General features: G+C 54.7%; 18 protein-coding genes. 6 read left to right on the top strand and 12 right to left on the bottom strand.

Features of this window, described 5'->3' with window-relative positions; all coding sequences use genetic code 11:
* The first annotated feature begins 165 nt into the window (after positions 1–165).
* Positions 166–1,014, top strand: a complete 849-nt coding sequence (locus BUC04_RS10105) for a hypothetical protein (RefSeq protein ID WP_067654930.1) — start codon at positions 166–168, stop codon at positions 1,012–1,014.
* An 890-nt stretch (positions 1,015–1,904) separates the two neighbouring features.
* On the opposite strand, the gene BUC04_RS10095 is transcribed toward BUC04_RS10105, so the two are convergent.
* Complete coding sequence (locus BUC04_RS10095; protein WP_143165673.1) at positions 1,905–2,930, bottom strand: hypothetical protein; 1,026 nt, start codon at positions 2,928–2,930, stop codon at positions 1,905–1,907.
* 289 nt (positions 2,931–3,219) lie between these two features.
* On the opposite strand from BUC04_RS10095, the gene BUC04_RS10090 reads away from it, so the two are divergent.
* Positions 3,220–3,522 (top strand): helix-turn-helix domain-containing protein, encoded by a 303-nt coding sequence (locus BUC04_RS10090; protein ID WP_067654934.1) that lies wholly within the window; start codon positions 3,220–3,222, stop codon positions 3,520–3,522.
* Between the two features lie 101 nt (positions 3,523–3,623).
* Here BUC04_RS10090 and BUC04_RS10085 read toward each other — a convergent pair whose 3' ends face one another.
* The 6 genes from BUC04_RS10085 to BUC04_RS10055 all read right to left on the bottom strand — a co-directional run bounded on the left by BUC04_RS10085 (position 3,624) and on the right by BUC04_RS10055 (position 11,040).
* Entirely contained in the window at positions 3,624–4,082 is a 459-nt protein-coding gene (locus BUC04_RS10085; RefSeq protein WP_200804677.1) for an NIF family HAD-type phosphatase, read from the bottom strand.
* A gap of 225 nt (positions 4,083–4,307) precedes the next feature.
* Positions 4,308–4,946: a hypothetical protein gene (locus BUC04_RS10080; protein WP_067654936.1), complete on the bottom strand. Its 639-nt coding sequence runs from the start codon at positions 4,944–4,946 to the stop codon at positions 4,308–4,310.
* Between the two features lie 40 nt (positions 4,947–4,986).
* On the bottom strand, positions 4,987–6,324 hold the full coding sequence (locus BUC04_RS10075; RefSeq protein ID WP_067654947.1) for a hypothetical protein: 1,338 nt from the start codon (positions 6,322–6,324) through the stop codon (positions 4,987–4,989).
* 99 nt (positions 6,325–6,423) lie between these two features.
* Positions 6,424–8,013, bottom strand: coding sequence for a hypothetical protein (locus BUC04_RS10070; RefSeq protein ID WP_067654949.1), 1,590 nt, complete (start codon positions 8,011–8,013; stop codon positions 6,424–6,426).
* Positions 8,014–8,434: 421 nt separating this feature from the next.
* Complete coding sequence (locus tag BUC04_RS10060; RefSeq protein WP_143165672.1) at positions 8,435–10,528, bottom strand: hypothetical protein; 2,094 nt, start codon at positions 10,526–10,528, stop codon at positions 8,435–8,437.
* Positions 10,529–10,665: 137 nt separating this feature from the next.
* Positions 10,666–11,040 carry a hypothetical protein gene (locus BUC04_RS10055; protein WP_067654954.1) on the bottom strand — a complete coding sequence of 125 codons (375 nt, stop codon included), beginning with the start codon at positions 11,038–11,040 and terminating at the stop codon, positions 10,666–10,668.
* Positions 11,041–11,203: 163 nt separating this feature from the next.
* Here BUC04_RS10055 and BUC04_RS10050 point away from each other — a divergent pair, with 163 nt between their 5' ends.
* On the top strand, positions 11,204–12,862 hold the full coding sequence (locus BUC04_RS10050) for an SPFH domain-containing protein (protein WP_067654957.1): 1,659 nt from the start codon (positions 11,204–11,206) through the stop codon (positions 12,860–12,862).
* A gap of 67 nt (positions 12,863–12,929) precedes the next feature.
* On the opposite strand, the gene BUC04_RS10045 is transcribed toward BUC04_RS10050, so the two are convergent.
* The 5 genes from BUC04_RS10045 to BUC04_RS10025 form a co-directional block, all read right to left on the bottom strand.
* Positions 12,930–13,535 carry a hypothetical protein gene (locus BUC04_RS10045; protein WP_067654960.1) on the bottom strand — a complete coding sequence of 202 codons (606 nt, stop codon included), beginning with the start codon at positions 13,533–13,535 and terminating at the stop codon, positions 12,930–12,932.
* 248 nt (positions 13,536–13,783) lie between these two features.
* Positions 13,784–14,857: a hypothetical protein gene (locus BUC04_RS10040; RefSeq protein ID WP_067654962.1), complete on the bottom strand. Its 1,074-nt coding sequence runs from the start codon at positions 14,855–14,857 to the stop codon at positions 13,784–13,786.
* A gap of 68 nt (positions 14,858–14,925) precedes the next feature.
* Complete coding sequence (locus BUC04_RS10035) at positions 14,926–15,726, bottom strand: metallophosphoesterase (protein WP_067654966.1); 801 nt, start codon at positions 15,724–15,726, stop codon at positions 14,926–14,928.
* Positions 15,727–15,759: 33 nt separating this feature from the next.
* A complete protein-coding gene (locus BUC04_RS10030; protein ID WP_143165671.1) occupies positions 15,760–15,984 on the bottom strand; it encodes a hypothetical protein in 225 nt (74 codons plus the stop codon).
* A 131-nt stretch (positions 15,985–16,115) separates the two neighbouring features.
* A complete protein-coding gene (locus tag BUC04_RS10025; protein ID WP_067654977.1) occupies positions 16,116–16,835 on the bottom strand; it encodes a hypothetical protein in 720 nt (239 codons plus the stop codon).
* Positions 16,836–16,973: 138 nt separating this feature from the next.
* Between BUC04_RS10025 and BUC04_RS10020 the strand changes: the two genes are divergently transcribed.
* From BUC04_RS10020 to BUC04_RS10010, 3 genes are read left to right on the top strand one after another with little or no spacing between them, the layout of a single operon-like run.
* Positions 16,974–17,681: a hypothetical protein gene (locus BUC04_RS10020; RefSeq protein ID WP_067654980.1), complete on the top strand. Its 708-nt coding sequence runs from the start codon at positions 16,974–16,976 to the stop codon at positions 17,679–17,681.
* A gap of 19 nt (positions 17,682–17,700) precedes the next feature.
* Complete coding sequence (locus BUC04_RS10015) at positions 17,701–18,573, top strand: hypothetical protein (protein ID WP_067654982.1); 873 nt, start codon at positions 17,701–17,703, stop codon at positions 18,571–18,573.
* Between the two features lie 10 nt (positions 18,574–18,583).
* Positions 18,584–19,453, top strand: coding sequence for a hypothetical protein (locus tag BUC04_RS10010; RefSeq protein ID WP_067654985.1), 870 nt, complete (start codon positions 18,584–18,586; stop codon positions 19,451–19,453).
* Positions 19,454–19,833 lie beyond the last annotated feature (380 nt).

The following is a 19,833-nucleotide window of genomic DNA, read 5'->3' as shown; positions in this document are numbered from 1 at the left end:
AATTGTGGAAATGTTCGGGGATAATGAGAAATAACACTAAGGTAGTGTTTTTATTCGCAATTCACCCAACAACTCTCATAATTTACGTAACAGTGGATGACGACGAGAAAGATATAGACCTCAGCAGTGACCTCACCCGCTAGGGAAAGGAAGGAGACTCAAAACGTGAGCGATCATCACACCAGTAAGCACCTCGAAAATCTCCTGAAGTGCTCTATGAGGCTTTCGGAACTCACCGAAGTGCTTGCTTCAGCGAAGAAAGGGCTGGAGCAGCTGGAACCTATTCAGAAGGGACTGGCCCAAGCTATCCACGTCGACCTGAGTTCGCTGCTGCCCACCTGGGTAGATGTAAAGGATAAAGCAGCCCAAGCACACGCCGAGGCTCAATCCAAACGCAAAGGGCAAGAGCAGAAGGTCAAGGCTTCCGCCAAAACCTACATGGATCATACCGAACGACTCCATGGCTTTGGCAAGCGCCCGCCGCCGGATACCGGGATTGTCGTGAAAATGAGAGGAAGTGAAGCTTGGTCCAGACTAGAGGGACTGGCACGTGATTACACCAACAGTAACCGGCAGTTTGGTGTCGCCAATACCACTCCAAGAGGTTCAGGTTTTTGCCAACTCGTAATGCACCACAGCATGCTGGCCGAATTTCTGATTGAGTGTGAAGACGGTGAACTGGATGGCCTTGCCCGTATCGACTACATGACGTTTTGGCTACCCAAACTAAATGAACCCCTGAACCTGGACGAGTGCCTGAGCCACCTCGATCAGCACTGGAAGCCCGACACCCACCCAAGAAAGGTCTTTGACGGGATTGGCATGATTCAGAAGTTCTGCCCTGTCCACTTCACCTTCCCCCAGTTTAACTGTAACCAACTGAGTCGTCAGTTTGAGGTACTTGCCCGTTGCGCGGTTGCCAAAGAGATAAAGGATAGAGACGTCACCCAAACAGCTATCCTCACCCCACGAGAAGAACTCGATCTAGCTGCAACTACTCTGGAGCGGAGCTAACAGGGTAGGGCACTCATTAGCCCTGTCCTGCTCCACAACACTCACGCTCACCGAACGCAAAGGTCCATGGCCAACCTACTGGCCATGGCAGGGATCCTCTGTCCTACCTACCGCCCAAGTACTGTGAACTTGAACACAAGAGGAACCCTACGTACTGGGTAAGGCGAAAGCGGCCTGATATGGTGCCGAACGTCGGGCTGGCATTCATACACCCAATGCGCCGGGGCCACTGGGCCAGGAAGCGTTTTGGCTGAGGTTCTTCGAAGCCAAAAGGGCGACCATGTTCGCACCCTGCATGCCGTTACTGACACCCCAGCACTGGGGATTCTCCTAATTACATCGTTAGTGAAAGCAGGATCAAGCCGTTGTCATACTCTAAGTCTCCAGGCCCGTTGGGTTGGTACATTACCGTGTCCCCCAAGAGGATTAGGGTCCGGGTTCCAGGGTTTCAGCCAAGAAGCTTTTCCGTCAAAGATGCCGACCGCGCTCAAAAGTTCCGGGACCTACTGTGTGACCAAATTGGCCGCGACCCCGAACTCCACCCATGGCAGTACAGCAAGACAGCCCTGGGTCAGCATGTCTTCAGGACAGACACCACGCTTCCTGTAGGTGTCAGCGTGCGAAGAGACTCAAAAAGTGGACATCGGATATACCACGCGACCTGGTACGCTGACAGCAAGTCAGTGGCCAAAGCGTTTTCCGTCAACCGGTACGGTGAGTCAGTAGCCCGTCAACTCGCGATCCTGGCACGACGGCATAAGACCAAATCGCCAATACTCGACGAGCCGCCATGCCAGGATTAGACACGAAGAGACCACGGGCAGTCGACTTAAACTCATAGGAACGGCCCTGAAAGCCGGCACTCAGATCACCAATCGGAAGCCGGGCACTTAGGCCGCTTCAATGGGGTAGGGCAGATTTCTCTGCCGGCGCCGTCGCTCGCCACTGAGTAACTCTTCCAGTTGTCTCATGGCCTCTCCTTTCAGGGCTGGCATGGTGGCGGCGATCTCACGAGCTATCCGCTCGAATAGTACGTCGTGAGCCAACTGCCGCTTGCCAGGCGGACATTTCATCATCAATTCGCTATACGGACTGCAGTGCCGGCAGGCATTAACGATGTGCCGATGCTGGGCGGCCATCGACAGGTCAGCCCAATCCTGTTCCTCTGCCTGTTGCAGCGACCCATATTCCATCTCAGCAATATGGCGCCACAGACGAATTTGTCGAATGGGGAGTGGGGCGTACCACGCCTCAAGAACAGCCTCCACCTCACTCTCCGCAAATTGCTGCCCCAAGCGATTGTGGAACTGGTCTCTGGGCATTCGCCAAATCGCACTGGGACGGTCAACCAGCCGGTTAAAGACCTGGATATTGGCAGCGTCTGGGCCATCTTTGCCAAAGTAAAGGTCGAACCGACCCAGCGGCGAGAGGTTGGCAAACAGTCGCTTGGCATCAGCCAGGGGCCAGCCACAGAACCTCACCAGGTTGGCTGGGGTAAGCCGACGCATCATTGCTGGCTCACAAAACACCATCGGCCAAGCGGTCATATGCTCAGGCCTGGCGTAGCGCTGCGGCTCGAAAACATCGCGACTGGTAGGCGCCAGGATGACCGGCATGTTCAATCGACCGTTGATGCCGGCAAACAGGGTAGCGGTGGACTCGGCCTCCAAATCACTGATGGCCTCAGCGGCCAGCATTTGGCGCATTCCTGCAACAGTGCGTGGCTGCCAGGGCTGTTCGTGCTCACCGCCGTACAATGACGCCATGAACCAGTGATGAGCTACAGACAAAACTGAATTGGAGATCAGATAGGGCTCAACCCAATTTTCAAAAGCCGACCGTGACATCGAGGTTGTCTTGGTGGAGGAGCGGAGTATCTCCTGATCGGCCTGGGCATATTGGCGTGCTTTGTTCATTGGTAAATCGAGCCTCAACGTTGAGAGCGGATTATACCCAATTGGCTGCGGCAGTTAAGTGATCACGCAGAGGGGCTGAGCACTGAGGTCGACGGGGAACCTGGCCAAGGCTAAGTCATTGTAGCCGTTTTACATAATCTATATTGTGCGCATTTATGTATGTGAAATCGTACACGGCCCAGGAGCCCGACGGATGGGCTGTCACAAAGCGGACTATGAGGACTTGCTAGCGCTAATCGGCGAGGCTTAGAGTGAGTATTAGGCAACTGCACTAAGGACAGGACGAGCGATGCAATCCCCGATGTCACCTTCACAATTTCTAGACCTCATAAAGGAGGCGCTTAACGTTGGTTCCGACTACCAAGTGCACAAGAGACTCGGCGTATCCGTCCAGTCAGTGAGCACCTGGCGCCGGAACACCAACTACCCAGGCGAAGTGCTTGTCCTCAATATGGCCAGCGAAGCAGGCATCGAGCCCAGTGTGCTGTTGTTGCACCGTGCGCTCTGGCTGGCAAGAGGGAGATCGGATACCAATCAGCTAAATGCAATGCTCGCTGGCCATCCGGACAAGAAAGCACTGTTAAGGCAATGAGTCATCTGAGACCTGGTAATCGGTTTGGCATTCAGCAACCCTACTGGTGAGGCATCGTTAGCCCGATGAAACCTACGTAGGCAGTCTAATTTTTCAACCGGCTACTTAGCGTGGTTTCGTATTGCCTCAAGGGCATTCAATAGCTCGGTATCAGTGTCAGGGTAGGGGCTGGCAAACTGCGCTATGGGTATCCATTGCGTGAGCTGACCATCGGCCACATACGCCTCAACATCGTCCACCAGTACGGTCTTGTTAATGTCTGCGCCCGGGATAAAAGCCAGGTCCTTTTCCCGCCCGGTCCAAGCGATGTACTCCATGGTAGAGAACCAAGACGGGGCCACGCCCTCAGACACAAGGAGCGCGGCGATTTCGCGGAACCTGCTCTCGCTTACTGTCGTGTACATCACAAGCCTGGGGGCCAAGCTGTGGCAGCCCTCTAAAAACTGGTACAGGTGCGGCCGTGGATACTGACTGATCGCGTTCGATATCAGCGTACCTTCAAGGTCTAGGGCGATAATGTCTAGCGTCACGACAGTTCTCCAGATATACAGAGCCAGCAAGCGCTACTCCGTGCAACATTCACTCTAAGTATGTTGTATCAAATACGTTAATTGAAAGGTAGGCCTGATTGGCTGGCAGGGTCGCTGGGGACTGACTGAGTTAAGCTCAGTTTCACAAGCTACTGATTTAAAAGGATTTCAATGGGGACTTCTGTATAAGTCGGGGTTGAGATTGGTGCCCTTCTTGGTGCTCCCACCAAGCCTTTTGGCATCCCAAATTTGCGCTTATACCTCTGGCAGTGAGTCAAGAATCCCATCGAGCAGCTCTCTACTCTGGTACCGATTTAGATCTCGCTTCAACTGTTCGATCTGCCGCTCCTGGCGATCGGCGAGCCGTCGTAGGCTGATCATCTCCTGCGGGTCGCCAACTCGACGCAGAGCATGGGCCAGATACATCATCTCCCGCTCGGAATTCACCTGGTCATGGGCCCAATAGCGGACCCACTCCGCCCCGGTCATGTTACTCAAGATCATGCCAGCGATATGACCGGACTCCACTCGCACATGGCCTCGACCATTGACGGTCAGCAGGCCCCACTTTGTGCCCACCAGATCATCCAAGCCGATCACCCCTTCGGGCGCCATGTAATAACGATAGGTGCCCACCCCGGCTTTCCCGCCGTTACGGTGGGGCTTGGCGGCATCTGCCAGGAAATCGGAGCGACTGGTTTTGCACTCAACTAGGACAGACCCTGGAAGCCAGCGATCGTACCGATACCCAAAAGCATCGGCCACCTCACCGGTATTGAACCCGTAACTGCCGATCTCGCCGAGCGCGACGTGGCACCCGGGCCCCCGACCGCTGAACGGGCGCTTCAACCAGCGAACAGCGATTTGGGTGAGAACATCATGGGTCAACTCCACGTAACTGCCCTCTCCTGCTCAGGCTTACCCAGAGACTGCATTAGCGACCGAGCTCCTCAGACCGATTGTGGCGCAACAGGCGATTGTCTGCGTGATCCGGAGAGTAATGCCGGCCCCAACGACCGGTATACAGTACGACAGTTTCTGGCTCGATGCCGAACCTGGGGGTCCTCAGGAGGCCAGGCCCGTCGGAGCTATCAATCCGCACCGCCTCTGCAAACTGGTCCGCCATGGATTGCAGCAGTGAGCCAGACACTTCAGCGCAAACCGGCAAAGTCTCTACGACGCGCAGAGGCAAATTCTCAAAACACGCGATCAGGCCCACAAAGCCACTGGCCTTGGCGTGATCCTCAGCAACGGATTTAGCCTTAGCCTCATCTCGGAAGAACCCCAGGGAGTGCATTGCCTCCCTGCCCTGCCCCTTGGCCACAACTCCTGCTTCATACCAGGTGCCAATGCACGGGTCCTCTATCGCACGAACCTGACTGAAGTGCTCGTAGACCTCGGCTAATGAGGCAAAGTCACCCCAATCCACTGGGTTGATGTAAACCCACTCGTTCGCATCAACCCCCATAAAGACGTGCTCCCCGGGGACGGTCATAGAGAGAACCTCGCCGTCAACATTCTGGTTCTGAGGACTATGCCCTTCTGCATAGCCGGGGTCGATTGCCACCCAGTCGCCGGACTCAATCTCATAGCCCCTACCGGATGGTACCTTGCGGAAGATAGTGACCTGGCCTTGGCCGGCTAGAGTGTCTGCTTCCTCCCGCCCAAACCACTGTGCTGCCCTACCGATCCGGGTCAGGTTTCGGTCTGACAAATCAAACATGCTCGGCGAGAGCATTTCCCGGAACATGGCCAGATCCCGGGCATGTTGAGCAATGTGCTGTACCGCAGCAGTGAAGTCCGCCGGTACTGGCTGCCGCAGGGCCTTCATGTGTTCCTGCCGTTCACGCCGTCGCCTCCCTGCTTCGCGCCTCGCTTGCAATGCTGGGTCCGCTGACTCTATATCTTGCAACAGCCGTTTTCCGATGTTCACTAACTTGACGTTATCTCGGTGTGGCATAGCGACGACTTTACCGCTGCTTGCGAGCATTAATGCCATGGCCTCACCGGATTCAGTAACAAGATCATACCCCGGCCGGGCACCCACACTAGGGATAGCGAACACAGGACCACCAGAAGGGCTCACCCTTGCAAAGGCCTTTTTAAGATCATCGAGATGGCCAGCACTCCACTGACCCCCAAGCAGTGATGACAGAGAGTCTTGTGTAACCCTCAATACGTTGGGGTGTGCTGAGGCCAATTCCATAAAGAGACCGAGGTCGCCCTTTGACAAGGCACTCTCTATTTGCTGAGCGGTGATTGTGGCATGCATAACGTCGTTAACTCCAACGCCCCAGAACAAATGGCAGCAGGGCACGGTGTGTTCGTGATCTGCTGCCAGTCTACGCGGGCAAAAATCATAGAGAAAGCTCTACCTACAAGCCATTGGACCAATCGGACCAGAGTTTTTCTCATACAGGGCCCTGTCTTTGGCCCTCTCTTCGCGATCCGCCAACCGAGTGAAGGCCCGGTACTTCGCTGGCTGGTTACTGATATTGGCCTGCAGAGTGTTCTTTTGGCTGTTCTTCATACCTCGGGCTAACTGCCTGCCGAACCCCATTTCCCTCAAGCGCTCGACACTGATGGAAGCAAGCTCCCGGATCATTAACGGGTTGGCAACGCGGGGATATTGCGAACCATGACCCGGTATACTGTCGATGATTAAGCCACTCGCTTTAAGCCGCTGGATGGATAGCTCATATCTGCGTTTCATGGAAGGTGATTTTGGGTCTGGCACAACAATCAACTCAGGATGAGCATGCCATGCCCCACCCTCCTTCAAGTTCTCCTGTGATGCCAATGCCTGCAGTACAGCCAGATCGTCCAGGTGCCCATCCTTGGCCATTGTCTTGATCACCTCTCGCGCTCTACGGTCTCCCTGGGCGCTAATGTTGTTGAAGGCAACCTGCACCTCCCCCACACCCAAGCCGCCACCATTCGCCATACCTTCGGCTAGCGCGGCTTGCGTTAACGACGTAATGGTTGCAGGGTGGTTCCGTGACAATTTGAGGATCTGGTTTATAGCCTCCGGTGCGACATTGGTAAGCCCTGCACCGTCGAAGACCTCTGCAACCAGGCCCTTCGCTTCATTGTCCGACATCAGGGCAATGTACATTGGGCTGGTACCCAGAGACCGCCCCAATGGCTTGTCTGGAGCGAACGCCATATCCATGCTCTTGGTTCTGGCGCCAGAAAAAATGGTGCAGACATGCTCTGACTCGCTGATTGCCTCAGCCAACTCCACCACAAAGCCCTGAGCCGCCTCCCCCCCTGGATCCAGTACATGAAAATCATACAGATGGAGTACGCTAAACCCGCCGTGTTTCGCCAGTACGGCATTCAGCTTTCGCATCGCTTTGATGATGCTGCCGGGCGCCCCAGGGTCGTTGGCCTCCAACAAACGGCGCTCCTCCTCGATGGCAAGTTGATGTGCCTTATCTACGTCGTACTCCAGCGTGGTCTCGCGACCAATTTTACCGTCTGCCATGTCTGGGATGGCTAAGCCAACACCACCCTTGGTTTTGACCGACTTTATCGCTGCATTATGAGGTCGCTCACTGGAGAAAATGCGACGGAAGAAATCGGCCATCAGGTCGCGGCCCCGGACAAGGCCGGAGCGATGATCTTCTTCAATAGATAACGTAAAGGCATTGAGGAGCCGAACTAGGCGCTCACGGGCGTGATCAGCATCGCCACTGATCATCTGGTTATTGAACAGATGAACCGACGTATTCGGGTCTAATCCGTAAGCAGCTGGGTCCTCCTTGACCGCCTGTCCCGCTGCTAAAGCAGCACGGTCTTTACCGCATCCCTCCGGCCCGGTTACCAGTACGCCCTTGCCGGCCATCGCGTTCCTAGCGATGAAATCGGCATTACTACGCGCCCTCTTCGCGGTATTCGCCGGGCTTGGATCCGCGGGAAAACAGCTTTTTAATCCATCGACCGTCAGCGGTTCGCTCATCGACTCAATTCCTTCAGCAACATACTTTAATTATACTTGCTGGCGGATACTGGCTGGACAACTTGGCTTGGTAGAAAGGCATGCCTGTATGGCATGAGAGGGTGAAGTGGCGGGACGCTGCGCACCGCCAAGTGCAGGCAGAGGAATGACATTGCCGTAGATTTCTGCCCCCCGGCTAGAAGCCCTGGGAGCAATCTCTATTCAGTGGGCCCTGATCTTGCCGTAACGCTGAAGGAAAGCACGGATTTCGCCGACTAAGTCATCGGTCGAAGGTGCCACGTTGAACTTCTTCACGGTGTTCCGAGCAGAAATCAACCTGGCTGACAGGTCCAAGCAAAGAACAGGGTCGTCGGGATGAAGTGGTTCCAACTGCTTAGCGGCAAACTGGCGATTCAACTCCGCCATACCCCTCAGGTAGATCTTAAGGTGCGGAATCATACGCTACCCCCTCCTCAATCCCAGTTTGGTTGGACTGTAGCTCGCTTGACCCGCCAATATAAGCCTCGAATGCCTCCACGGACGCATGTGAAATCGGGCCAAGTAGGTCCTTTCGCAAGGCGGCGCCATGTTCGCTACCTATTAAATGTGCAGATGATTCATTAGCCATCACCGCGGTCTTTAGAACATGCCGCTTCAACTTTTCAAAAAATTCAGAGCGGGTTTCGCCATCGCTTTTCCGGGCACTGCTGTATAACACATGAGCGTCCCGTTTCTGTGCCACAGTCATCCACTCAATGTTGGGCATCCTCTCCCTCCCGCGAAGCATGGCTTTCTTCAGGTCATCGATTTTATCAATTTGGTCCATGGTCCCTATCTTCCTGGCCACGCCATGCCTTTGCAGTGCCTCCGTCAGATCGGAGTGCGCTTTGTCGACGATTTGCAACGAAAACTCAGCCACCCCAATCGGATCATTGAGTTGATGAATACTGGCAAGGTCTTCAGAAAGCGCCTTTTCCAACTTCGCTAAAGCCAGGACTGTCTGGTGTATGCCATCGTGGCCACTTATTGGCCCCTCCATCCTCCACCCCGCAACTGAACCAATGTATGCTTCTGCCAACTCCTTGAATGCCGCTTGGTCATCACCAGTAAGCGCTTTAGCCGCCCAAACCACACTGAACACATCGGCCTGGCTCTCTTCTCTAATTGAAGGCTTAACTTCTGCCCGACTCTCTCCACTGATTGAATAGTCAACTTCGTAAAGCGGACTGACTGAATGGGCCAACTCATGTGCTCTAACCAATGGCTTCAGCGTACCCTCGTTAATCAATGGTGAAGGCCACAACCGCTTGTGTAATTCAATCGAGTTCTGGTCATTGCCATTGATAAGAAAGTGTACGTAACCGACCCTCTCAGTACCTCGTGCAAGCGCGCTACCCCACTCCCGCTGGTTGTCATAAATCCAGGCTGGAGGTATATCATAACTCGCCATTTCTGCCAGGACCTCTGGATCAGAAAAGACTTCATTAAACGACTGCCCTTGTGCGTTGGCTATGATCAACTGCTCTCCTACCCGGTAGACCCCACCCTCACCATTAAGCAAAGGTAGTGATTGCTCCGGAGAACTGATGTCATGTACACGTTGCTCAGCAGATGGCTCCTCAAAACCGGCAACGCCTGTTGTGGCAGTGTCTTCAAGCGTGCTGGCCGCAACGGGCACTGTAAATGCTGCCCCTAATGCCATGCCAACCCCCGCCAGTGCCATTTTGGTACGCTGCAAAAACGAGGCATGAGTTTTTACGCCCAAAGACTCAGCATGCTCCACCGCACTATTGGCCAACTCCAGGAACAACGCATCGGCATCGTCTACTGAAGCACCATCAAGACCATCGACCAGGGCAGAACCTTCAGAGGCCACCCTGGCAACTGTGTGGTCGACGTCAAGCGGGTTTGTTGACCTGGTTAACTGCATCCCAGGACCCATCTGGTGCAAGCGCTCGACATCGACGGACGCCAAACCACCGATCATCATGGGATCAGCAATCCGCGGCTCAATAGCCCCCTGGCCAGGGATCTCATCGACGACGAGTCCATCCTGCTTTAACTGCTCACTAGCACGATCAATCCGCCGCTTGTGTTCTAGTGATTCGCTGCTTAGCTCAATGCGTACTCCTGGTTCTGGGTTCCAAACCCCCGAGTCGAAACTGTTTTGATGAGAGGCCAAAGCCTGCAGGACAGCCAATTCATCGAAACGGCCCTTTTCCGCAAGCAAGCGCAGGTGCCGATCCGCACGCTGCGCCCCCTCCACCAGCATCTCATCCATAGTGGACTTTACAGCGGTCACATCGACAACCCCGTCGTTAGACGCAGCCTTCTCATGAACTGAACTGGCCACCTGCCTGAGGGTACCGGGATGATTACCGGCTAAGCGGTACATCAGCGTCAGCGCCTTGGGGTCCACCCGCGTCAGTTTCGGGGAACCGGGGTCAAATTCAGCCTTGAGGAACTCTACCGACTGGGCTTTAGAAAGCATGCCGACACCTTCACGGCTACCGATCCCGTCGGCAGTATCGTGCATCGACTCTACGCCGTCAGGGGTGAGTCCTGCGGCTAATATTTCCTGTTTCCCGTTCATAGATGGGGGCTGGGCCATACGTCAGTTTCCAACAGCAACATACTTTAATTGTACTTGCTGGCGGTTCTGGGCCGGACAACTCAGGTAGGTAAGCGGAGCGTAATCGACAACAAAAAGCACAGCGAAGCCATGATGTGCGGGACAGGAACCTGCTGGCAGTTGATGAGCGACCGTATTGCCCGGTCATAGCAACGGTAAGGATCCTCCAACTCTGTTACCGGCGAACCAATGTGCAATTCTCCCCATTTGTCGGTCACCAACCGGCCACCGTTAAGATGAAGCTCTTCAGCCATCTCATAGAAGGCATTACGGTCACTCCAGAACCTGGCGGGGATTATGTGCCGGCCAAAGACAAAGCGGGTACTGCCCAGGATGGCCTCTGCTTCGTCCAATCCGTCAAAGTGACTCGCCTCCAGCCTGGCCATCTCACCTTCGAACTCGATATCGTTGATCAACCTGCTAACCCTCGTTATTAATGCTGCCTCTCTCCATACTACCGCACCCGGCCCGCCACTCAGTGATGCCCGCTTGGGATTTGCTGGGACCGTTGTTAGTCTGACTCCAACCCCGCCCTGAGCGGGTTCAATCGTTGGGCCTTCTGGCCATGGAGTGGATGGAATGATCTTTATATTTCTGGGCCTGGCGTTTATCGTCGCGGCCCTGGTTGTGGTACCTCAACTTAATGCGCTGCCGATCATCAAACGATCAGTCAGTGCGGTTTGCGTGCTGGTTGGCCTGCTTATGTTCGCCAACACCAGCTTCCTGATGGTCCCTGAGGGCAGTTTTACCACGCTTAATCGCATCTACATGGCCGATGACCTGCCCCAGGGCCGCGTGATGGGGTATGAGCAAGGCAAGGTATTTAAAGGACCGCAAGCCCGGTACATCACCCAGGGCTTTCACTTCATGCCGTTCGTATCGGTACTGCACGACACCCGCACGCACCCGCTGACCACAGTCAACGAGGGCCAGTACCTGAGCCTGGTGGCCAAAGACGGGCGTACCCTGCCCACCGGCCAGTTCATGGCCCCGGAGTGGGAAATGGACGTCAACGAAATGCTAAAACCCGAAGTGTTCCTAGACCCCAGCCGCGGCAACGGCTTTAAGGGCACCCAGCTGACCGTGCTCCCCCCGGGGCGCTACCCTATTCACCCGGATCTCTGGGATGTTAAGCACGGGGTCGCCCTGACCGTCATGACCGGCGAAGTCGCCGTGGTTAGGTCGAACGTCGACACCAACACCGATTTGGACTGCGACAAGCTGCCGGCAACCAACAACGCCTCCGACCTTAACGCCATTCTGGTTCCCCGAGGCTGTAAAGGGGTCTGGGACGAAGCACTGGTTCCCGGCCGCTACTACCTGAACCAGCTGGCTCAGACAGCCACCAAACAGACCACTCGAGCGGTACTGTGGGCCTACGTTGGTGGCTACACCCGCCGTGAACTCAACCTGACCGTGGCGGACGACGGCACCATCAGCCAGGAAGAAAGCGTTCAGGAAGTACCGATTGACCCGGAAGCGGCCGGCGAGGCGATCATCGTCCGCACTAAGGACGGCTGGACTTTGGCGATCGAGCTTTACGTGATTGCCCAGGTACACGCCAACAACGCGCCCCGGGTCATTGCTGGTGTCGGCAGCATGGAGGCGGTAGAGAACCGCATTGTGACCAACATTGCCCGCGATCTGCTGCAGCAGAAAGCCGGTGTGACTGACGCCAAGGACATGGTCACCGCTCGTGAAGACCTGGTTGCCCTGCTGGAAGACGCGATTAAGCCGGAGGCCGCCAAGACCGGCGTGACCGTGGCAGAGGTTCGGGTAGGTGAGATTGTGCTGCCGCCTGAGTTGCTGCTGCCACTTCGCCGCAAGCAACTGGCCAGCTCACTGCAGGACACCTACGCCCAAGAAACCCTGGCAGCAACCGAGCGCGCCAACACCGAGAACGCACGAGAGATTGCTAATCAGCAGAAGACCATCGTAGCTGCTGAGATGAATGCCAAGGCCGCAAAGATCATCGGTGAAGGCAAGAAGAACTCGATGATCCTGGTGGCCGAAGGTCAGGCCGCCCAGCGTGACGTGATCGGTAAAGACGCCACGGTACAGTTGATGATCTTCGAGCGGTTCCTGGAAGTCGCCAAAGACAACCCGGATCTGATCAAGGTACCGATGGTGAACGTCCAGGGTGGCGGCGACGGCGAGAGCCTGGCCGGCATGGCAGCGGTACTGGGTTCCACCTCTAACCTGGCCCAGTTCATGAAGTCCGGCAAAGAGACCGAGTAAGCCCCAACAAAAAGGCCCTGCGGGTGTTACCACCTGCAGGGCCTTTTTAGTATCTGCTCTACGCCAATTAGGCGACCAGCATGGTCTGCTCCAGGTGAGACTCGATGTCACGCCAACTCCGGAACAACCCAGGCTTAGACGGGGCGCCATTGGGACAGAACTGGAACTGGTAGCTGGGGATCCCAAGCTCCTTACCGGTTTCGACGTGCTCTGCCAGATCATCGAACCACGCAACCACCCTGCCCTGCTCGGTAAAACGGGCCAGATGCTCCTTCTTGCTGACACGCAGCGGCAGACACACTACTTCTCTGAAGACATCACCAAACAGATCCTTCAGGTTTTGCCGGCGCCGCTCATGGGTCTCAGCCCACTCCCCAACTGAAGTGATGGCCACAATGTCAAAGTGCTGGCTTAAGCGCTGCAGCACATCGACTGCACTGGGATCCAACAGGGGCAACTGGCCCAGCATTGGCGAGCGGTTAAACTCGATCATCAAATCGTACGCCTGGTCGCGGCATTCGGTATCGAATAACTGGCGCAGGGGCACATCGTTTCGCGGACACAGGTACTCCCGAGGAGTAGCAACCCCCCTGGAGGCGTTAAATGCGGCAACGCCGCCTTTCCAGTTCAACAGTACGCCGTCGACATCGGTCGCCAGGATTGGTTTTTCCATAACAGCAAAACTCCATAATTAACTCAGGCTCGAAACTAACACCACTCTGGGAAAATCCCAATAAAACAAAGGGCCGGCAAATTTCTTTGCCGGCCCTATGCTCTTGCTCATTGGTACACACGGGTTATTCCCGAATGCGGAAGACAAGGAGATTGACGGATCCCGATGTCTGGCTCCCAAGGTTCATCAGAAGCGTCTTCATCCTCTCAAACCCAAAGAGTCATGTCAACAGTATATGAAAATATATTTTACCTTTGGGGCTCAATGCCGGTAAGCTCACGCCCACCATAGGCATTATTAGCAATCCGCTCAAACGCCGCAGGGAGATCGGTTACCTCATCCAGGTGCTGCGACAAGCGCTCCAAACCGGCAATGGCCCGGGCGGATGCACGACGCTCCCTGATGAACAGGCAATTACTGGCCATCCAACCTACGAGTTCTTCGAAGTCAGTACGTTCAGAACCCGCACTCTTGTCGCTGACCAGCTTAAACCGGTCGAGCCGAACAGCGGGGTTATTTTCGTAGTCATCGCTCCGATAAGGAAACACGCTATGCGCAAAGGCCTCTTTAGAATCCGGCCCAGGCTTCACTGCAGCGTGCTCAGGGAATAAATCCAGGACTCTCGCGACGGCGTCCCTCCAGGCGTGATGGCACTCACTCTTATCCCGGCGGAACACGGTCCAGGCCGAATCCCCGCTGACACCACCGCGCATCTCTCGGTGCTTGTCTTTAATCAGATCGGCCAGCGCTACAACTCGGCCGTAACCTTCAAAATAAGGATTTGGTAGTGCGTTCTTGCAGACCGACATCACCGCCGCTGCCAGACCCTTTGCTGAGTTATCATCGAATCCCCATCCCTTTACCAGGTACTGGGTTACCTCCCGCACCCAGGTACCGTCATCATAGGTCCTGGCTGCAGCCAACTGCTCTTGCTCGAAATCCTCGGCCTGTTTAAAAAGCAAATCGTAGCCTTTCGTTGAGACTGTGGTGGGGTCCCCGGGCATATGCCGAAGCAACACTTCGTTGGCGGCACGCGATCTCTCGAAGTCCCCGAGCCACCCAGGCCTAAAATTTGTCTTGATCGTCTTGCTATGATGCGCAAACGTTACCGCTTCCAGGTCTGACATCCACTGATGAACTGCCGCCAAGTCTTCGCATGGGATCAACAGGTCGTTGTAACAGGACACCGTCTGGCCAAGGCCCTGCACCCGGCGCTGGAATTCATGCAGATGAAGCTCTGAAGGGAATCTGGCGATTAGTGTGTGCCTTGCCTTGGTGTTGGTGCAGCCAACACCACGCCCGGCGTGTTCACGCTTGCTCATATTGAACCTCACAACATTATGCCAGGCGCCTGGCACTCAACGAGGCCCCACCGGGCCCCTCCCATTAATTACGTCCTCTGCTTTGCCCCATGGAGCAGCGATGAGTAGTGACGTACCCGCTTAGCATCAGGACCGATCTCGAGCAGGCTAAGGCCCGCCCCTTCCCTGTCAGGATAGCCAGCTCCGGTGTCCAACCACACCTGGTTTCCGAGCTGCTTTGCCCGGGCCACTGGGGTATGGCCGGCCACTACCATACCAATACCCTCGATGCTGGCGGACTCACCGCTCTCGATCCGCGATTTGCCCTTCAAGGCCTGCTTGATGAGGCGCCCGCGGGGAAATTTGGATGAGATGTCCCGACGCCCTTTCTTCCACTCAGCGGGGTCGCGCAGCACAAGGAAGTCTCGAAACTCATCCCAGCTGTCAAACGGGATCTCGGCATGGACCACACCGACACAGACACCCGGCGTAATCACCTCCATGGCCACAGGGAACTCCTCCAGCGCCTGCTTTAGCGCAGATTCAAGCCGATGGCGGTCTACCGCATCTGACCATTCTCCACCGGCGCCAAACCACTCGCGCTGGTCATCAGGATCGTCATCGAACAAGGCCTGCAGGGCCATTGACTCGTGGATCCCCAGGACAGAAACGGCGTTCTCGTTGTCCAGAAAGAACTCCAGTACCTCGAGACTCTGCGGGCCTCTATCGATGAGATCACCACAAGCCACCAGCAGATCAGAATCGCTGAATCGAACGTCACGGAGAGCGTGGGATAGCAGTGTGAAGTCGCCGTGGATGTCTCCGACGAAAAACACGCGCTGGTAATGGGTAGCGTGTACGGTCCGGTACAGCAGATCAGGGATGAACAACGGTGATCTCCAACTTCAACTTTTCAACGGCGCTCAGTCGTAGATGAGCACGTACTTTCGATCCAGGGCTGCATGAGCGATTTTGTCCAGGGCCGCGGTGAGCTGTAGCGGCGAACTGCTCGCTTTTCTAATGTGATCCAAGGGGAGGTCAACCAGTTCTGGGTAGCGCTGAGTGATGCGATGCAACACCTGCAAGCAACCGGTGCGACTGTAAGGGATCGGCAGCTGAGCCTGCACCGGAGTGTAGTTAGGGTCCAACGCCCGGCCCCTTGGTGTATCGATCACCAACTGCTTCAAGCGATCCTTATAGGCTATATGGCTCTGTTCCATAGATTGTTTTTCGTACCATTAACGCGTAGCGGTCATACTAGCACACGAATCCTTCCTGGCTATAGCTTTGGATCTGGCCACAACTCTGGCCCCGGATTCAGGCAGCGCTGGTTTTCCAGGTTGCTGCTGAGCATTTCTGGGTACGCTAACTCAATGGGCAGGGCCAGCTTGGTCCTTACCTGTTTGGCAGTAAGCACCTTGCCGGGGCTCCAGCCAATGCTTTCACCGCGCTCCCCCCGCCTTTTCAGGCTCTTGGTGTAATCCACAAGTGCGCGGAACATCCGCACGCAGTCGGATTGCAGCGCCGCCCGCAACCCCTCCTCGCTCTCGACCTCAATTCGAGTCTTGTCTTCTTTATTGCCCCGGACAGCGGGCCATTCAAACAAATACCCTAACCGACCACTTCCCCTATCTTTTCGGCCATAGCCGGCCATGGCCAGGCATTCCAGCACAACTGGCCCAAGGACAGAGCCTCGACGCACCTTGTCTGCATCGAAGAAGATCCTGGTCTGGTAGGTCCGGTCAAAGCCGTCCTTTCGCTCATCCATATTAGGAAGAGGGACATCGAGCTTGAGATCCGCCAACGGACCCTTGCTGTCCTCTTTGAATCCGTGGTCTAGGTTGTAATCGCTGAGTTGGAGCATAACCTCAGCAACCACCGCCTCTACATTAGCCGGGCCTATCATCGGTAGGTACAAGCCCCGCTTCTCCGCCTCAGCGCAAAACTGGCCTAATGTTGGCTGCCCCAGGTTTTGTTGCGCGATATCCTTACCCTGCATGACGTCTTCACTCGATGCACCTTCTCTTCCATTAATTTTACCACTCAGCCGTTACTACTCCCCTGAACCCAATGGGTTTCACCCGTCATCCCGGCCCAAGGGTTATTATTTGAGTAAGCACTGTATCGAGTATTAATTATGGCTTCTGACCTGCTCCAGGCCTTCGTCGACCAAACGAATAAAGACAGCGCACTACTTTTCGAAGACTCCGGCTATGAATTCCAATTAGGCGACTACACCTACACAAAAAAGGAAAACGATATCATCGCCATCTTCCCTGATGGTCCAGCAGCTGATGAAGCATTCAGAAAGTACCAGGCCAGCGCAGCCCCACTTTGCCATGAGGATGCCTCCGTGGAGTACGCCTCGGCTATGTTTACCCTTGATGAAGACGGTGATGCTTCGCTAACCAGCATCACTCCAACAATGGTTAAAGCGCCCCACCCGGACTGGCCTAATCACAAGATCGTCATCTACAACCCTGAAGGGGTCCAATTGACTGGCGTTGCCTTGGCGCAACAACTAGCTGCCTTCAATGTCGTCCTCTCCACTGAAATGTTCGAGGATCTAAGGGAGCACATCAGTACACGTCATCAGAAACAATACCGGCACCCCCCAGGGACGCTAAAGATCCTTGAACAGGCCCGAAATACCCTAACCGCTAACTCCTACCTCAACGATCACTGTGCACGCTTAAACTCGTTCAGGATTGGACTATCCAGCATAAAAGAAATCGCAGATGCGATTAAGAGCCTAGCGATTTCCGAACCGACCAAGGCCGACCTCCTCCGCAGAGGGGTACAGCAATTCCATAAGAACCAACAGTCCGTTGAGCGGGCTCATTAATACCACAAGGAAAAGTCAGATGACTCCCAATAAACTTCGGTCCTTTTGCCAACAGCTGATCAAAGACTTAGGGCTGCATTCTGGCACCCCTGCAGATGCATCAAGCACTAGTCGTGCATTGCTATCACCTAGTGTTCAGGGATTCAAAGCACCAACATCTTTAAGCGCCGGGGCCATTCCTGGATTTAAACAACAGCTCAGTGATTGGACCCTGGTGTGCGACAGCGAAGCGGAAGCGACTGAGGCCTTTCACGCGCTTACAAAGCACTTTCCTTTTTCCTGCCAATCTAAGACATACTCTATTGGATGCTTGGAGCCAGAGGCTCGACCCCAGGCCGGCAAGGTCAGCTACGGCAGCTTGGAAATTGAGGAACCAAACGCCTCGTTCGAAGCAGATCGGTTCCCGGTGAATGCACTAATGTTACGGCACCCCCACGAAGACAACCGCTACCTGGTTCTCTTTAGCCACGAAGGGCTGGCACTGGATAAAGACAAACTGGATACCAAATTCGCGAAGTTTCTTGAGCACGTGAAGAACGACTATGCCAGTGACCTCGCCAAACAGTGCAGAACTGGTCGCAAAACCCCAGTCGGCCACAAGTGGCACTCCCCACTACTTTTGACGGGTGATATCGACCCATGCATGCGTGACGCCCATCAATTCATCAACAAATCCTTTGAGCAAAGTCAGCGATTGTCTGATACGGCCCTGGCGGCCTGCAAGCTTCTGGCATTGAATCCGAAGGCACCAGGTAGTGCTGTCTTCGCACGCTCAATCCTGGAAAAGCGCAGCACTATTAGCGAAGAGCACATGGCCCTCTTAGAAGCACATGTCTCAGAGAACTTCCGTGATCTCAGCCAGGCGCGCAGTGCAGCGCCGGAACTTGGATAAGGGGTAGGTTGTGACGAACAAGACCAATATCATACAGCTCACTGAAGACTTTAAAACGTTGCAAGTGGTGTCCAAAAGGTTCAACAACAACCTTCTCTATGATTCAACCAAAGAAGCGATTGAAGTAGCTGAACGCGGCAAACGCAGTTTCCCACCTGAAGCGAAAGCCGTTTCTCCCACTGTGGGTTTATCGGCCAACTTGAGGGGCGGGTACGCGCTTCCAGTCCATAATCGTTCCGATGCCGAAAAGCTATACAATGCTCTCGCTGAGAAAGCCAGGTTCTCATTCGATCTAAAGGACAAGAACGGCCAGCGTGTGCGGTTCTATATTGATGAGGCGGTGTTCTTTAGAAACCGACCGAAAGACAAGTTTGATTACGAGAAGGGCCGCGTGGAGTTTGATGTCGCCGGAGCGATCCTCCCAGTATCAAATACGTCCCTAGAAGACCTTACCCTGGTTTGCCATGGTTACTTCTCTGATATCAGAATCGACCCTGATCTAAAGGCCATCGCAGAAAAGCGGATCCGTGAATATGCACAAGAGCATACTGACCAACTTTATCTTGTTCTAGATGACGACAAATATACGCAGTTCGGTCGGAGTCGTGACCTGATGTGTGCTACCAGCGACTTTTTTGAAACACTTGGAGCATATCAAGCTAATATCCAATACTGCATTGATGCGCTTAAGGATGCCCAACGCGAGACGTCCACTCACGAAAATAAAGTCGGGTTCGTGTATCGCAATCTCTTTAATGAGGACCGATCAAAGCGCCTACCAGATGAGTTGCATGATATCGTCGCCGGTGCCGCCCAGTCTCACTTGGGCATTGAAGCAAGAGACCTGGCGCGTGCGCACAACCATCTGGTACGTGCCTGACTGACAGAACCTAATGGTATATTCGGGATCTGGCTCACGTTCTGGCGCTGCCAGATCTTCTTTTCATCACTGCTCCTAGTGACTGGTGTAACCGGGATCGACTCAAAGGTGGAGGCGATGTCCATACCTCTGCGCTGAATCTTATTTCGCTCAGGTTCATGGTTTCGCTCCTGAAACGCATATATACCAAGGGCTCAAAAGGAAAAGTCATTGGATCCTCCCCCGCACATCTATTAAGAACGCCAGCAAGGCGTGACTGTCTTTGGTGGTATAATTGTTCCATCAATTTATTCAAAGGCTTATAGGTGCACCACTGAGCCGTATGTCAAGAGCCTTTTCCGGCTTGGATATGCGGGCGTGACAATCCATTTCTTCTGGTT

This window comes from Ferrimonas marina, from assembly GCF_900129905.1.
GTDB classification, from domain to species: Bacteria; Pseudomonadota; Gammaproteobacteria; order Enterobacterales; family Shewanellaceae; genus Ferrimonas; species Ferrimonas marina.
This window is presented reverse-complemented; position numbering and strand designations above follow the sequence as displayed.